This is a genomic window from Buchananella hordeovulneris (assembly GCF_001907235.1).
GTDB classification, from domain to species: domain Bacteria; phylum Actinomycetota; class Actinomycetes; order Actinomycetales; family Actinomycetaceae; genus Buchananella; species Buchananella hordeovulneris.
The window spans coordinates 54,749-70,192 of the sequence record NZ_MQVS01000009.1 but is presented as its reverse complement, the minus strand read 5'-3'; the positions used below and the strand labels follow the sequence as shown (position 1 = coordinate 70,192).

Annotated in this window: 10 protein-coding genes; 5 read left to right on the top strand and 5 right to left on the bottom strand. The window is 69.2% G+C overall.

Annotation, left to right across the window (positions count from 1 at the left end; translation table 11 throughout):
* Nucleotides 1-67: 67 nt before the first annotated feature.
* Nucleotides 68-1,210 (bottom strand): hypothetical protein, encoded by a 1,143-nt coding sequence (locus tag BSZ40_RS08810; protein ID WP_143180927.1) that lies wholly within the window; start codon nt 1,208-1,210, stop codon nt 68-70.
* 372 nt (nt 1,211-1,582) lie between these two features.
* Here BSZ40_RS08810 and BSZ40_RS08805 point away from each other — a divergent pair, with 372 nt between their 5' ends.
* Nucleotides 1,583-2,518: a hypothetical protein gene (locus BSZ40_RS08805; protein ID WP_143180926.1), complete on the top strand. Its 936-nt coding sequence runs from the start codon at nt 1,583-1,585 to the stop codon at nt 2,516-2,518.
* Between the two features lie 71 nt (nt 2,519-2,589).
* On the opposite strand, the gene BSZ40_RS08800 is transcribed toward BSZ40_RS08805, so the two are convergent.
* Nucleotides 2,590-3,642 (bottom strand): alpha/beta hydrolase family protein, encoded by a 1,053-nt coding sequence (locus BSZ40_RS08800; protein WP_073825371.1) that lies wholly within the window; start codon nt 3,640-3,642, stop codon nt 2,590-2,592.
* Between the two features lie 52 nt (nt 3,643-3,694).
* The gene (locus tag BSZ40_RS11625) at nt 3,695-4,234 is read right to left on the bottom strand and encodes a hypothetical protein (RefSeq protein ID WP_143180925.1); all 540 of its coding nucleotides are present in this window, start codon (nt 4,232-4,234) and stop codon (nt 3,695-3,697) included.
* A gap of 131 nt (nt 4,235-4,365) precedes the next feature.
* Between BSZ40_RS11625 and BSZ40_RS08790 the strand changes: the two genes are divergently transcribed.
* Nucleotides 4,366-5,598, top strand: coding sequence for a DUF2254 domain-containing protein (locus BSZ40_RS08790; RefSeq protein ID WP_158020885.1), 1,233 nt, complete (start codon nt 4,366-4,368; stop codon nt 5,596-5,598).
* Between the two features lie 58 nt (nt 5,599-5,656).
* Here the strand turns inward: BSZ40_RS08790 and BSZ40_RS08785 are convergent, their stop codons facing one another.
* A complete protein-coding gene (locus BSZ40_RS08785; protein WP_073825497.1) occupies nt 5,657-6,244 on the bottom strand; it encodes a TetR family transcriptional regulator in 588 nt (195 codons plus the stop codon).
* 83 nt (nt 6,245-6,327) lie between these two features.
* Here BSZ40_RS08785 and BSZ40_RS08780 point away from each other — a divergent pair, with 83 nt between their 5' ends.
* Genes BSZ40_RS08780 through BSZ40_RS08770 form a run of 3 tightly spaced genes read left to right on the top strand, consistent with a single transcriptional unit; the run spans nt 6,328 to nt 9,878 of the window.
* Nucleotides 6,328-6,756, top strand: coding sequence for a DUF2871 domain-containing protein (locus tag BSZ40_RS08780; RefSeq protein WP_073825364.1), 429 nt, complete (start codon nt 6,328-6,330; stop codon nt 6,754-6,756).
* Nucleotides 6,757-6,758: 2 nt separating this feature from the next.
* On the top strand, nt 6,759-8,399 hold the full coding sequence (locus BSZ40_RS08775) for an MFS transporter (RefSeq protein WP_073825362.1): 1,641 nt from the start codon (nt 6,759-6,761) through the stop codon (nt 8,397-8,399).
* Nucleotides 8,400-8,450: 51 nt separating this feature from the next.
* The gene (locus BSZ40_RS08770; RefSeq protein ID WP_073825360.1) at nt 8,451-9,878 is read left to right on the top strand and encodes a Na+/H+ antiporter family protein; all 1,428 of its coding nucleotides are present in this window, start codon (nt 8,451-8,453) and stop codon (nt 9,876-9,878) included.
* A gap of 781 nt (nt 9,879-10,659) precedes the next feature.
* On the opposite strand, the gene BSZ40_RS08765 is transcribed toward BSZ40_RS08770, so the two are convergent.
* A complete protein-coding gene (locus BSZ40_RS08765; protein WP_084542762.1) occupies nt 10,660-15,399 on the bottom strand; it encodes a cell wall-binding repeat-containing protein in 4,740 nt (1,579 codons plus the stop codon).
* Nucleotides 15,400-15,444: the final 45 nt, after the last annotated feature.

Here is a 15,444-nt window from a genome sequence, read left to right as displayed (position 1 = left end):
TGTCGGTCACAGCACAAAGCAGCCGGGCCCGGCATCGCGGGTGAGCCCCCACCCAGCCAATCCCGTCTCAGCCCCGACGGGCGCGACGCCGCGTCAAGTGCCACCGGCAGCCGAGCCGCGCGCTCGCCCCCACCAGGGTCAGGGTCCAACCCACCAGAAAGCCGACATAGCCGATAGCGTGCACCCGCGCTCCGCCCCCGAGCACGGCTTGCACCAGCATTACCAACGCCCCACCAGCCAAGGCGCAGGTCACGAGCGCGGACACGGGCCAGCCCCACCAGGCCGGCCGACGGTGGGGCACGGCCGAATCGGCTACCGCCGAGGCCCGCCAACTGCGGAGGGCAAGCCCGACAGTCACGCAACCCGCTGCCAGGGCCCCGGCCCACGGCGCTCCGCCGCCAGACCACCCCAGCAACGCGGCCCGCCCGGCCAACAGTGCTCCTCCGCCCACCACCAACGCTGCCCCCAAGGCCCCAACTAGGCTGAGAGCAGCCGCATCTGGCCAGCCTCCCTTGCCGCTTGCCGTGTCGGCATCCTGCCCAGCTACCGCGCCACTGACTTTTCCGACCTCCCGCCCGTCTCCCGCAGCGGCACTCCACCCATCTCCCGCGTCGCTCACCGTGTCCACCTCCCCGGGCTCCCGCACGGCGGCGGCTCGGACTCCAGCCCTTCCCGGAACGCGGCCCGCTCCCCCGGCATCCCGCGCGGCGGCGGCCTGCAAACCGCCTGCGGCACCCAGCTCGTAGGCGACCGCGCCACCCAGCAGCAACACCAGCCCTAGCCCGGGCCCGTGACTGACGAGGCGTCCAAAGAGCGGACTCAGATCTATTACCGCCCAACCGACCAGCGCCGCCCCCACCGGCACCCGCAGCGCCACCCGCAGCAGGACGAAACGCTGCCAGGCGGCGGGCCGCGCCACGCCCCACCAGGCTGCTGCTAAGGCGACCAGCAGCACGCTAGCCACCAGCAGCTGCAGCACGGAAGCAAAAAGGGGCTCGGTCGGGTGCAGGTAGCCCAGTGGCAGACTCGCCGCACTGGCACCCAGCCCACCGCCCCGCAGCCACCGGGCCGCCCGGGCTGACAACCTTCCCGCCATCACCACTTCCTTTCCGCCCTGCCCCCAGGAGCAGGTTACGGTCCCGGCCCAGCATGCCTCGCCCGCGGGCATCTCTGCCTTGCCCGCGAGCGTCTCCGCCTGGTAAGCGGACATCTCCGCCTGGTCAACTACTAGGCACGAGTGTGCCAGCCCTGTCCCCACCGCGCCGCGCGCACCCAGGCCGCGGCTGTGCGCGCCATCTCCCCAACCTCCCCCTGCCGCCCAGCTACAACCCCCGGCATCGATATTTGTCAGACGAGACTCAGTCGGCAGGGGCGAGCGCCCCTAGTTCGCACCATGTGCCCCCTGACTGCTTGAACGTTTTCAGTGGGCCTCTCTATGGTCACCTAGACCGTTTTCGCACCAGGCGTGGCTTGGCTTGGCCTGGTGCCGACGTGAGGAATCCTGAATGTTGTACTCGCTTGTCTGTTTGGGTGGCCGTGCGGCGGCCGCTTGCGGCGTAGCGGCAACGGAAAGGCTGACGGTGTGACCCTTCCGGCTTGGTTGACTTCTTCCTGCCCTCACCAACGCACGCAACGACGCTTGCTGGCGAGTGCGGGAGCCCTCCTGCTCGTGATGCTCGGCACCGGGGTGTTGGCGGTGCGCATGTCCGCGTCGCAGGCAATCATTGATCCTTCCCCCCAAACGGCACTCCCGCCCGGAAATCGGGGGCTGCCGCTGAGCGATTTCGCAACCGTGGTGGCTTCGGCCGCCCCCGCCCCGACGTTGGGGGCGGACGGGCAGCCCACTCCCGCCCCGACAGCTATGACCGAGTCGAGCGAGCCTGCCGAGCCCGCCCCGGCGCCGTCGGACAATCGTTTGGCGTCGCAGACGACGCGCGTGCAGGCCTCCCAGCCGCGGTCGGGGGCTGACATTAAGGTCCCGCTGCGGTTGGACATCACGTCGCTGACGGTGGCCGACGGCGCCACCCTGCTGAACTTTTCTGTGCAGTTGGCCCCTGGCGAGGGCACGTGGAAGGTCGGCGATTTCTTTGCCGAGCCCGGCAGGGGGGACTCGACGAGCGGCGTGAAGCTGGTGGCTGATTCCCAGACCCTGACCCCGCGCTTGGATGGGGACGGCAACTGCTACTGCTCCAGCCAGCTCGGCGATCTCGTGTTGGCGGCGGGCGAGCCGCAGCTGTTCTTTGCTTCTTACCCGGCGCTGCCGCCGCACACTACCCACGCCGACGTGCACGTGCCCGGCTTCGCGCCCCTCACGGGCGTGCCGGTGCAGCACGCCGATGCCCCCGCGCCGTCGCCCACGCCGATTCCGCCCACTACGGAACCACCGTCGTCGGCCACCCCCAGCCCGACACCGGAAACCTCCCCGGAGCCGCCGCCCACGCCCAGCCCCAGCGCCCCACCTGCCGGTCACGACGGGCTGGTACCGGAGTCAGCGACGCCGACTGAGGGCACCGAATAGCGCGCCTGCGGCAAGGCGCGGCGAGTGGCCGGGAGTTTTCGACGAGCGCTGGCCGCCCGGCGCGCCCGCGGCTAGGGGGCGGCGAGGAATGCCAGCGTGTGGCTCACAGCTTGCGTGAATGATTCGCCGCTCGGATTGTGGGGACCGCCGGGCAGGATCGCCAGCCGTCCGGCGGGGTAGCGGGGCAGGGCGGCCTGGGAGTCGGCGAGGGGCAGCAGCGTGTCGGCGTCGCCGTGCACGATGAGGGTCGGCCCGGCAAACCCGAGGTCCGCGGCCCGCACCGCCCAGATGTCGTCGATGTACCGGCGGGAGACCACCAGCCCCAGCAGCACCGCCGTTTCCGGGGCGGCGCTGGCGGTGCCTATCTCGGTGCGCACCAGCTCCGGCAGCCCGAAGGCGGGGGCGAGCAGCACTAGGTTCGCCAGCTCGTCGGGGTGGGCGGCTGCGAACATGGCCGCCACCAAACCGCCTTGGCTGTGCCCGAAGATGGTCAGCCGCTGCGGGTCGGCGTAGTCCTGGTCCCGCACGTGCGCCACCACGGCCGCTAGGTCCGCCAGCTCGGTATTGACCGACATTTTCTGCATGTCGGGGTCGCTTTCGGAGCGCGGCGAGCCGCCCACGAAGTCGAAGACGACGGCGGCGTGCCCGCGCGCCGCCAGTTCGCGCGCGTAGCGGGCGAGGTCGTGCATGGAACCGCCGAAACCGTGCGCGAGGATGACGGTGGGGTGCGGCCCGGGCGTCGTCGGTACGAACGCGATGGCTTGGATGGTGTGCGCGTCCCGGGCGACGGCAAAGCGAGTCTCGGTGAAGTCGGTGACCGGGAGGTCCAGGGCGGCTAGGTCTGGCACTTGGCTGGTGATCCGGTCGGTGACGTCGGCGGGCACCGGGGGTGCGTCCGGCCCCGGGGTGGCGGACGACGACTGGTGGGGCCCTGCCCCCTCCCCTCCCGCTGGGGTGGCGGTTGCGGTAGCCGCGGGGGCGGCATCGATGTCCGCGGGGGCGGCCCCCGGCCCGGCGCAGGCGGTGACCGCGGCCGCGGTGAGGGCGGCCCACAGCACGTGCGTGGGTAGGCTCACGCGCGGGTGGGGGGAGGCAAAGTCAGGGCGCGGGAGGCGATCAGGCACGCGGCATCTCCTTCACGAGTCTCACTGGGCAGCAACGCCCCGGCACGGGCCGCTATTCCGCCGGGTCGGCGGCGGGCAGGCCGCCCACCCGCCTAGCAGCGGGCGGTTGCCGCCGGGCCGAGAGCGGAGCACTGCCCGAGGCCAGCGCCGATGGCCCAGTGGTGCGACGCCGCACCTGCCGGGCCTCCAACACGAGGGCCACCAGGTAGAGGGCGGTGCCGAGGCCGAAGACCCACACGGCCGCGGCCAGTTCGTTGCTGACCACCCCGCCGATAAGTTGGCCGTCGGGCGCCATGCCGTCCCAGTGGGCGATTTGTTGCGGGCAGGCCAGGCAGATGGGGACCAGCGGCAGGGCGGCGAGGGCCGCCACCAGGGACCAGACGCTGTGCCGCGGTTGCACGATGCCCCACAGGGTGCAACCGAGGCAGATGGCGACCAGACCGATGACGGTCCAGTTGTCACTGCCGCGCACGGTCAGTTCCTGCACCAGGCTCGCGGGGACGCCTGCCGTGTCCGCGACAGATCGAATGGGCACCCACAACCCACTTCCGACGATGAGTGCCGCGCCTCCGGCCACCACTCTTGCTTGCACGGCCCCAGGCTAGAGGCGGGTGGGGCGTGTCACTAGGGGCCGTCGCCCCCTTGCGCGCCTCATCGTCGCCGGTACGGGGGCTCCGGCCGGTGCGCTGTACAAGGGTGGGAGCGGCGGGTGACTATTGCCCGGTGAGAATATTGTTCAATCGTTTACGACAGGCGCTGGCGGCCCGGCTCTGGGCCTGGCCGCTGCTGGCGGGGGTAGTGGCGGCCTTGGCCGCTTCTATCCTGGGGCGCGTGGTGGTGCCTGCCGAGGGGGCGTTGGCGCAGTGGCTCTGGCCCGGCGACACGGAAGCCGCGGCCTCCATGTTGAGTTTTATCGCCTCCACCACGCTGACGGTGCTGACGACCACCATCTCGATGACCTTGATCGTCATCCAAGTTTCGGCCGGTAACTTCTCGCATCAGCTACCACGGGACTTCATTTCCTCCCCGGCGGTGCGCGGCATCATCTCGGTGTACGTCGGCGTGTTCATCTACGCGCTGCTGTTGCTGCGGTCGCTGGATACGAGCGTGAAGCGGCCACCGCAGCTGGCGATCACTTTGTCGATGGTGCTAGTGGTGGCCGCGGTGGCCACCTTCATCTGGTATGTCTCGCGGGTGGTAACCATGGTGCGGGCCGACAGCATCATCGCCGCCTCGGCCCGCCGCGTCGTCACGCGGGCCCGGGCCACGTTCAAGGAGGACGGCCAGGCGGTGGCGCGGCCGCAGGTGCCTGCCGACGCCCAGCTCCTGCGGGCGGGCCAGTTTGGTTACGTGCAGCAGGTGGACCTGGAGCACGCCGCCTCGTGGGCGAAGGAGCACGACGGCACGGTCGTCATCAACGTCTGCCCGGGCGACGTGGTGCTCGCCGGGGACGTGTTGGCTCACTACTGGTCGGCGGAGAACGACGAATTGCCCGCCGTGGTGTACCTGGCGATGGAGCGGGTCAGCGGGGCGGACTATTCCCTCGGCTTGCAGCAGCTGTTCGATATCGCGGTGCGGGCGCTCTCACCCGGCACCAACGACCCCACCACGGCGCGGCACGCGGTTTTGCAGGCGGCGGCCGTGCTGCAGGAGTTGACGGAGCTGCCGATGGTGCCGCATACCCGCTTCGCGGACGAGCGCCTGACGGTGTGGGCGCGGGTGCGGGACCAGCGCTATTTGGTGCACGAGTTTGTGCGCGGGGTGCGCCGCTACGCGGGCGGGGAACCGGACGTGCTGGTGGCCTTGCTGCGGCTGCTGAGCGTGGTGGGCGACAGCGACGACCCGCAGCTGCAGCAGGCGGTGGAAAAGGAACGGGAGAAGCTGCTGGCGGTGGCCGAGGCGAATCTGGACGACGTCGACGAGTTCGCCTGGGTGCGGCAAGCCGCCACCTGGTGACGGGCCCGCAGACGGCGGCCGGTGACGCCCCGCGCCCGGCTGCCTTTTGCTGCCCGCCCTAGTTCGTGTCCTGCCGGGCGTCAACGAGGGCGGCCACCGCTTGGGTGCAGCGGTGCTGAATCTGCGCTAGGGGCGCCCCGGCGTCGAGCTCGCTGAAACCGATCTCCAAGATGGCTTGGACGAACTGGGCCGTCAATTTAGCGCCGGTGGGGTCGAGGGCCTGACACTGTTCGCCCAGCAGGCGCGCGAGCGCGGCGTGCGCGGCCGCGACGGGGGCCAGGGCGGCGGCGGGCAGGCCGCGCGCCAGCTGGATGAGGGCGCCGTGCCCGGAGTCGGCCGCCTGGGACAGGTTGGCGTGCACGTAGGCCAGGAGCCGGGCCCGGGGGGTGGATGCTTGGGCGACGGCGGCGGTGACGGCCGCGGTCCAGGTCGGCAGGTAGCGGGCGACGACCTGCCCCCGGAGGGTGTCCATGGAGTCGACGTAGCGGTAGACGGAGTTGCGGGCGATGCCGACGGCGCCGGCGACGGCCGCAGCGGTGAGCGCGTGCGGCCCGGCGGTCAGCAGTAGCTCTTCCGCGGCGTCCAGCAGCTTGGTGCTCATGGACTGCCGATGTTCCTTCACGGTAGCGGCGTCGATCTTGGGCATGCCTCCGATCATCCCACATTGCGACAGGGTGTCGCCATATGGTTAACTCGACTTAGCGACACCCCGTCTCAAAAGGAGTTTGCATGGAAAAGCTACTGTTCCGCTCGGCCGCCGCCTGGGCCATCTTTGGCCTGCTCTCCGGCCTGTACTACCGCGAATTCACGCGCCTAAACGCCTGGGATCACCCGACCTTCACCCAACTGTCGACCGTCCACACCCACGCGCTGGCCCTCGGCTGCCTCTTCTTCCTGGTGATGCTCGCCCTAGAACGCACCTTCGCCGTGTCCCGACACTCCGCGCACGCCCGCCGCGCCTACCTCGCCTGGAACGTCGGCCTCGCCCTCACCGCCGGGATGCAACTGCTCAAAGGCTCCCTCCAGGTGGCAGGCGTGCCCGCCTACTCCCACCCCGCCCTCGCCGGCCTCTCCGGACTCGGCCATATAGTCATGACCGTGGCCTTCGCCCTGTACTTCCACTCCCTAGCCAAGGCCTTGCAAACCACCGAAAAGTAACCATGCCCCCTGCCTTCTCCTCGCGCCCCGCCGCCCGCTGGTGGTCCCTGACCTTCCTCGCGGCGGGGCTCGGCATGATCATCCTGGACGGCACGATCGTCGCCATCGCCCTGCCCAGCATCATGCGCGACCTCTCCCTCACCCTGCCCCAGGCCGAATGGGTCAACGCCCTATACGCGGTCGTCTTCGCCGCCCTGCTTCTGACAGCTGGCCGCCTGGCCGACCACTGGGGCCGACGCGCCCTGTTCCTCCTCGGCGTGGCAATCTTCACCGCGACCTCTGTCCTGGCCGCCCTCGCCCCCACCGCCGGGCTCCTCATCGCCGCCCGCGGCCTGCAGGGCGTCGGCGCGGCCCTGGTGTTGCCTTCCTCGCTAGCCACCCTCAGCGCTACCTTCACCGGCCGCGAGCGCGCCGCCGCCTTCGGCATCTGGGGCGCCATCACCGCCGGAGCGGCCGCCATCGGGCCAGTGTTGGGCGGCTGGCTCACCGCCACCTGGGGATGGCCCCTGATCTTTTGGGTCAATGTGCCGCTCGGCGCGCTCGTGCTGCTCGGGGTGCGCCTGACGACCCCCGAGACGCGGGGCCCGCGCACCGTCGGCTTCGACTACCTTGGTTTCGCCCTGTCCGCGTGGGCCGTGGCCAGCCTCATCTTCAGCCTGATCGAGGGCCCCACCCTCGGCTGGTTCACCCCCCGCCCCGCCGCCTCGACCCGCGGGGCACTCGCGGACCTACCGCTCTCCCCCATCCCGTTGCTACTGGCCAGCAGCGCGCTCGCCGGCGCGGCATTCCTCGTGCGGCAACACCGTCAGACCCGCCGGGGCGCCCCCGTCATCCTCGACCTGACACTTTTCCGCTTGCCAACCTTCACGTGGGGCAACGCCACGGCCGCGCTGGTGGCCGTCGGCCAGTTCGCTCTCGTCTTTGTTCTGCCCCTCTTCCTGCTGGCCGTGCGCGGTCTCGACCCGCTGGCCACCGGCCTGACGGTAGCGGCCATGGCCGGGGGTGCCTTCGCCTCGGGCATCTTCGCTCGTCACCTGGCGGCCCGACTGGGGGCAGCCCGGGTGGTGGTCGGCGGCCTGGCCCTGGAGGTGGGGGCGGTGGCCGGGCTCGCCCTCACCCTGCGCGCCGCCCCCCTGTGGACGCTGCCCGCATTCCTCGCCGCCTACGGCCTGGGCCTGGGCCTTGCCTCCGCCCAACTCACCTCCACCACCCTGGTCGACGTGCCGAGCGCCAACGCCGGGCAAGGCTCAGCCACCCAATCCACCGTCCGGCAAATCGGCTCCGCGCTCGGCACCGTGCTCGCAGGCGCCACCTTGTCCCTGGGGCTCGCCACCTACGTGCCGCCACCGCCGACCAGCGTGACAACGGCGGCGGCCGTCGTCATCCCCGCCGACCTGCAAACCACCGCCGGGATCGAACTGCCGCAGCTGCGGGAGGCCGCTGCCCGCGGCGAGCTTGGGCCAGACGGACCCCAGTGGGTAGCCGCTCTGACCTCCGCCACCGCCCGGGCCGCCACCCTCACCCTCGGAGTCACCCTGGCTTTCCTAACCCTCGGGCTGGCAAGCGCCTTGCAGCTGGCGCGCCGCAGTCGCCCCCATTCGACCACTGAACACGGTCTGTCCTCCGCCCGCGCCCGCCGTTAGCATGACGCGCGTGGACGCAGCGACACGCTGCGGCAGCGGGAAAGGACCAACATGAACGCGGTGGTCGTGGCCGTGCTGGTGATGCTCGCGTTGTCCCTGGTGCGGGTCAACGTCGTCCTGTCACTTTTCGTCGGCGCCATGACCGGCGGACTGCTGGCCGGGCTGGGGCTCGACCAAACGCTGGTCGCCTTCGAACAAGGCCTCGGCAACGGGGCCAAACTCGCCCTCTCTTACGCCCTGCTCGGGGCCTTCGCGATGGCGGTGGCCCACTCCGGCCTGCCCGCCCTGCTCGCCCACTGGCTGGTGTCGCACCTGCGCGGGCCCCAGGCCAGCGCCGGACGCTGGGTGCGCTGGGGCCTGATCGGCGGGGTCCTAGCCATGGCGATCATGAGCCAAAACCTCATCCCGGTGCACATCGCTTTCATCCCCCTACTCATTCCGCCGCTGCTGACGGTCATGGACAAGCTGCAGCTGGATCGGCGGCTACTGGCGTGCGTCATGACCTTCGGTCTGGTCACCACCTACATGTACCTGCCGGTCGGTTTCGGGCGCATCTATCTGGAAGACATCCTGCTGGGGCAAATCAGTCGGCAAGGCCTGGACGTCTCCGGGGTGAACGTGCTGCTCGCCATGGGGCTGCCTGCCCTAGGCATGCTGGTCGGGCTGTTGGTGGCCGTCTTCGTGACTTATCGGGCTCCCGTGGACTACTCCGTCGTCGCCGCGCGCGGCGCAGCTGGGGCCAGGGCGGGCGGCGCGCCGAACGACACCGCAAGTAGACAGGGCGAGGGGACCAGCGGGGCGGCCGAGTCTACCCCCGCCGCGCCGCCTGCCCCGCGCCTGTCGCGCTACAAGATCGCGGTGTCGGTGGCCGCGATCTTGGCCAGTTTCGTGCTGCAAACCGTCATGACCCTGCAAAACTCGCAGGCCAATCCGATGCTGATCTCCTCGCTGATCGGCCTGGTGCTGTTCGTGGCCACCGGGGTGGTGCGCTGGACGGAGGCCGATGCGGTGTTCTCCGGCGGGATGCGGATGATGGCCATGATCGGCCTGATCATGATCGCGGCCCAGGGCTTCGCGGAAGTCATGAACCGCACCGGCCACATCGAACCGCTCGTCCAGACAGCGGTGAGCGCGTTCGGCAACAGCCGGGCGCTGGCCGCCCTGTCCATGCTCGTCGTGGGGCTGATCGTCACGATGGGGATCGGATCTTCGTTTTCTACCCTGCCAATCATTGTCGCCATCTACGTGCCCCTCTGCGTCGAGCTAGGGTTTTCCCCGCTGGCGACGGTGGCGCTCGTCGGGACGGCCGGGGCCCTGGGCGACGCGGGCTCGCCCGCCTCCGACTCCACCCTCGGCCCAACGGCCGGGCTGAATGTCGACGGGAAACACGACCACATGCGCGGCACCGTAATTCCCACTTTCCTGCACTTCAACCTGCCGCTCCTGGCGGCCGGCTGGCTGGCAACGCTCGTGCTGTGACCAGGCGCGGTAACCGACTGCGGTACCGAACCGAGATGCACAACAGCTGCACTATTCACCCCGTCCCTTAGTTGGTCGCCCTGCCCTGCCCGCTCGCGTCAACCATTGCCTCCAACCCCAGCAGGGGCGCGGCTCCCAACGACACCCCACCCCGCTCCCGCAGACCGTTGCCTCCAACCCCAGCAGGAGCGCGGCTCCCAACGACACCCCACCCCGTTCGCGCAGACCGTTGCGCCAAAGGACAACCCCAAAAACCAAACACAAAACGCTGTGCGGTCAACGTTTGGCCATAATGGTCGACCTAGTGCAAAACGGTCAGTCCAACCAGGGCATCAGCCCTAGCACACGGGCACCCAACCGAGCATGACGGTCTCTGTCTGACATAACGGCCACAGTCACCACCAACAAGACCCCTCACGGCCCCACCATCATGCCCTTAATGCACCATCATGCCCTTGTGTCACCATCATGCTCTTAAAACACTGAATTAAGGACATGATGGTGCATTAAGAACATGATGGTGCGTAAAGGACATGATGGTCACGCAAAACGGCGGACGAAATGCCGCCTTAAGAACATGATGGTGCGTTAAGAACATGATGGTGCATTAAGGGCAAGGCGGTGCCACACGGGCAAGGCGACGCAGTAAAACCGGGGTGAAACCCTCCCGCCCAGGCGGCGCAGTCACCTCTATGAGCGCGACAGCTGAGGGGGTGGGGCGAGTATCTCGCCCCACCCCCTCAGGTGGTTAACGTCTACCGGCTAGTGCACTCGGCACTCGTCACGGCTTGGCGTTCATGATCTCTCCCACGGCCTTCTCGACTGCGGGGCTTACCACCTGCGGTCCCCCAAGGAGGACAGCGGTGTGCGGACGCAGCGATTCCAGCAATGTTTCGATCACCGGCGAGAGGTGGCCACGCGGGCTGAGCACCAGGACACCGTGCTTCTGGGCGGCCAGCGCGGCTCCTGCCAGCGCGTCCGGGAAGTTCTCCCCCGAGGCCACCACGATGTACTTGACATCGGCGGCGTACTCGCGGGCCAACCGGGCGTTGGTGGCGTAGCGGTTCTCCCCGGCGATGATCTTCAGGTTGATACCCGAAACCCAGCCCGCGGCGGTGGCGGCCCGCCCGGCGTTACCACCGACGGCAACGACCTTGGCTTGCGGGTGCTGCCGCAGGTACAGCTCGGTGGCGCGCGGCAGCTTGTTACCGTTGGACAGCACCATAACCGCGTTGGCGTACTCGGCTACCGACCCGGCCGCGAGACCGTCGGCGTAGTTCGTCCCGTCAACGATGAAGATGGTGGTGGGCGGCTTGACCTGCGCGGTACGCGCCGCGATGACCAACGCCGTGTCGAAGCGGTTGTCACCACCCAGGCGCTCGACCTTCATCCCCGCCTTTTCCAGCTCGCTCACGACCTGCGCCGAGATCGATCCCTCCGAGCCGGTCACGAACACCTCGGTGATCTTGCCTTCCCGCAAGGCCTGCAGCACCGCTGGTTCCAGGGTCTTGCCGCTGGTCAGCACCACCGGGGCGTCGAGCGCGGCCGCCAGCGGACCAGCCGCCAGGGCGTCGGCGAACGTGTTGGCGTTGGCCAAGACCGCCTTGCCCGAGGTGTAGTCGCCTGCCTTGAATGCCTCCAAGGCAGTCAGGACCCGGTTGCGTCCAAACACCCGCTCGGACGACGGCTCCTGGGGCTGCTCAGTCGGCTCTTCGGTCGGCTGCTCAGTCGGCTGCTCGGTCGGCTGCTCCGTGGGCTGCTCGGTCGGCTCTTCCGTCGGCTCTTCCGTCGGCTCTTCCGTCGGCTGCTCCGTGGGCTCTTCGGTCGGCTGCTCCGTCGGCTGCTCAGTCGGCTGCTCGGTTGGCTGCTCAGTCGGCTGCTCCGTCGGCTCCGTGGACGGAGCGGCCGGGGCGAAGAACTCCAGCTCGTTGATGAGGGTGAACTTGTCCGAGTTGTAGGCCGAGTCAATGTTCAACCACACGTGCTGGGCCTGCACGCCCGCCGGCAGCACGACGGTCGCGGTCGGATCGTCCGCGGCGGTCAGATCGGGGAGCACCGCACATCCGGCACTGCGGAAGTCCCGGCCGTTCTCCGAGTACATGACCTCCACGTTTTGCGGCTGGCCGGCGTAACCAGTCGGCGAGGCGGAGTCCTTCACGCGGTGCGTGAACTTGATGGCCCCCAGGTTGCCGGTCTGCCCCAGATCAATCGCCACCCAGTGCGGGAAGGTCATGTCCTGGTCGCTCACACCGTCGTTCTTCCGCCACGGGGTGTGCCAGTAGGTGGCAGGGTCACCATCCACCACGTTGGTGAACGCCCCATTCTGCTCGCCACCGACGCCGCCCACCGACTCGGTGTCGGCCGCGTACGCGGCCCACTGGCCGCCGAGGCGCTCGCCCTTGGCGCCATCAATGGTGGTCGCCTGGCAGGCGTCGGCCACGAACGTCCACCGCCACTCGGTGGTCGCATCAGCGGCCAGCTGGTAGCCGTCGGCGGCCCGGGCGGTTACCACCCGTTCCCCAGCGGCAGCTGGGTAGCTCCCGGCGGTCTTGACGACGTCGTCGAGCAGGTACTGCACCCCGGGCACTTCAGGCAGGTGCACGAAGTCCCGCTGCGAGCCTGCGGCGTCCGAGAAAGCAGGAGCCAACGGGGTGACCACCTGCGGGGTCGGCGGCTCCGGCTCCGGGTCCGGCACGTTGGCGGACGGCAGCGGCAGGGTGATCTGCTGCGTGAACTCGGAGTTAACGCCCTTGCCCTCGGTCAGCGACGTGCCCCGCCACTGCATGTTGAGCGTCACCTGCCCGGCGGCCAGGGCCTCGGGGGTCACGGTGTAGGTCGGGTAGCAGGTGTAGCCGTCGTTGCCCCGCACTCGCTCCCAGCCACACTGGGTGCGCTGCTGGTTGGAGTAGTTGCCGGTGAAGGTCTCCAGGCCCCCACCGTTTAGCGCCTCCACCTTGTACTGCACGTCGGCGGCCGACCGCAGCTGCACGCGCACCGGCACGACGATCTGCTCGCCCGCCGCGTAGGCGTCCTTGGGGGTGAAGCGGGCCTCGTCGAGCTCGGCAGTGAACGGGTTGAGCCACAAGCGGCTACCGGTGACCTCGGTGGAGGACAGCACCGACGCGCCGTTCTGGTCCGCGGTCGCATCCCACTGGGTGACGGGCTCGAAGTAGCCGCGCTGGCGGTCCTCCGCGGTCACCGTGTGGAACGGGGTGTTGTTGATGTTGGAGGTGAGGCAGGTGTAGTGCTGCCCGGCCTTCAGGTCCCGCCACCGGCAGTTCGGGGAGCTCGGCGGCAGCAGGTTGGCGAAGTCACCCTGGCGCGGGAAGACGGTCACTGCCCGGTCGGACCGGTTGCGGACGGTGAAGGTCCACCGCAGCTTGTCGCCTTCCGCGTAGGTGTTGAACGCGTCGGCGTTGGCGTCGGCACGCACCACCGAGTGCAGGCCGTTGTCCACCACTTCCAGGTGTCCCTGCGCCTGGGTGCCGCTCTTGCGCAGGCTCACCTCAGCGATCGAGACCCAGGCGTTCTCGGTGGTGCCGAAGGACGACGTCCCCACCACCTTGACGTAGCGCACCGGAGAACCGTCCAGCTCGACGATCTTGGGCGCCTTGGAGTTGTCCCACTGGCCGTCGGCCACCTTGCGCAGGTTCTCGGTGGTGGTGCCGGTCCACACCTCGAAGTTCCGGATCGTGCCGTTGTCCGAGTTGTCTTGGCGCGGCAGCACCGAGACGCTGGTGAGCGCGTGCTCGGCCCCGGCGTCAATGGTGATGGAGTGGGGCAGCGGGTGGCTGCCGTTCCAGCTGGTGTGCCAGGCGGTGCGCGGGTTGCCATCGATGGCCTTGGTGGCGGCGTTGCTGCCCGTGTCGTGCTGCGACGTGAAGGCCGCGACGCTCAGGTCCGTGTGCGGCAGGGCCACGTTCGGGAATTCGCCTTCGCGCAGTTGCAGGTTGAAGGTGATGGGCCGCTCGCTGGTGCTGCCCTCGGCGGTCAACAGCACCTTGCCGGGCACGGCGCCGGGGTCGGCGTAGCGGCTCGGGGTGACGGTGACCTGGACGGTCTGGCTGCCCCCGACCGGCACGGTCGGCACGGTCACGGCGTCCCCGAAGGTCCAGCCGTAGACCCCACCGAGCTGCACCGTGGCGTTCTCCAGCGGGGCCGGGCCCGGGTTGGTGACCGTCACGTTGACGGTGGCAGGCTCGCTGCGGTGCACCGTGACGTTGTCCGCCTGCGGCGCGGCCGAGGCGCAGGAGCCCCCCAGCCACGACAGGTTGAACTTGGAGAAGTAGATGTCGTTGTTCTCAGCCTCGTACAGGATGCCGATGTTGCCGTCGGCCAGCACCGCCATGTCGGAGTAGGCCATCGCCCCGGCCTTGAACTGCTTGGCCGCCGTCCAGGTCTCGCCGTTGTCGCAGCTCATCTTGATGGTGCCGTTAACACGCGAGGTGGGGTGCGCGGCGTTGGAGAACAGCAGCACCTTGGCCTTGGGGTCGCTCGGGTCAGCGTTCGGGAAGGCCCGAATGATGGAGGCGTTGTTGGCGGGGTCCACCAGGGTGCGGTCCCGGCGGAAGTCCCCGAAGGTGCGTCCGCCGTCCTCGGAGATGGCGACGTAACGGTCGCCTTCGCGCGCGGTCTGGCGCGAGTTGATCATGACGCGCCCGTCGTGCAGCTCCACCAGCTTGTTTTCGTCAAAGTTGGTGCCGAGCGGCTCACCGCGCTGCCAGGTGGCGCCCATGTCGTCGGAGAAGAGGGTAACGGCGATCTTGTTGCCGTGGATGTCCCAGACCGAGTACGGCTGCAGGAGCCGCCCGGCGTGGTCACCGTGCTGCAGCTGGATGCCGTTGCCCGAGGTGGCAAAGCGGCCCCGCCACTCTGCTTCCTTCCCCCGGGTGATCTCGCGGGTGACGAAGGTCGGCTGACTCCAGCTGGCGCCGCCGTCGGTCGACTTGACGTAGACGGCGTGCAGCACGTTGCGGTCGTTCTCGTCGGTGCCGGGGCGAGAGCCGCCGATGCCCTGGTCGTAGGACTTCACGAAGAAGCTGAACATGTGACCGTTGCGCCGGTCGATCACGATGGAGGGGTCGGAGTAGCCGTAACGTGCCGGTCCGGGATTGCCGGCAGCCACCGTCGTCACCCCTTCGAAGGTGGCTCCGTTGTCCTTCGAGACCCGCTGGATGATGTGGTTGGGTAGGGGTGCGTCACCACAGCCTTCCGGCCGCCCATCCCACTGGGCGACAACTTCACCCTTGTTGTTTACGCCGAGGGCGGGGATGCGGTGGCAGCGGAAGTTGTGCTGCCCGGCGCGGGCCAGCAGCACCTTGTTGGTGTCTAGGGTCGGGTCGACCGGCTCTGCCTCCCCCTTCGGGGTGGCGTCGAATGACTGCAGCTGCCCGTCGGGCAGCGGCACGGTGTTGCCGGCCGCATACGCCGTATGCGCAGGCAACATGAGGGGAGACAAGACGACGGCGAGCGCAGCACCAGTGGCTACAGCTCGCCACCGCCTAGGGCGGGATCGACTCATGGGATGCACCTTTCTTTCGCGGGCCACGATGCCCGTGCGAGGGGA

Coding starts and splice junctions, on each gene's coding strand:
- BSZ40_RS08810 (WP_143180927.1), bottom strand. CDS start 1,210: ATGTCCGCTTACCAGGCGGAGACGCTCGCGGGCAAGGCAGAGATGCCC.
- BSZ40_RS08785 (WP_073825497.1), bottom strand. CDS start 6,244: ATGCCCAAGATCGACGCCGCTACCGTGAAGGAACATCGGCAGTCCATG.
- BSZ40_RS08780 (WP_073825364.1), top strand. CDS start 6,328: ATGGAAAAGCTACTGTTCCGCTCGGCCGCCGCCTGGGCCATCTTTGGC.
- BSZ40_RS08775 (WP_073825362.1), top strand. CDS start 6,759: ATGCCCCCTGCCTTCTCCTCGCGCCCCGCCGCCCGCTGGTGGTCCCTG.
- BSZ40_RS08770 (WP_073825360.1), top strand. CDS start 8,451: ATGAACGCGGTGGTCGTGGCCGTGCTGGTGATGCTCGCGTTGTCCCTG.
- BSZ40_RS08765 (WP_084542762.1), bottom strand. CDS start 15,399: ATGAGTCGATCCCGCCCTAGGCGGTGGCGAGCTGTAGCCACTGGTGCT.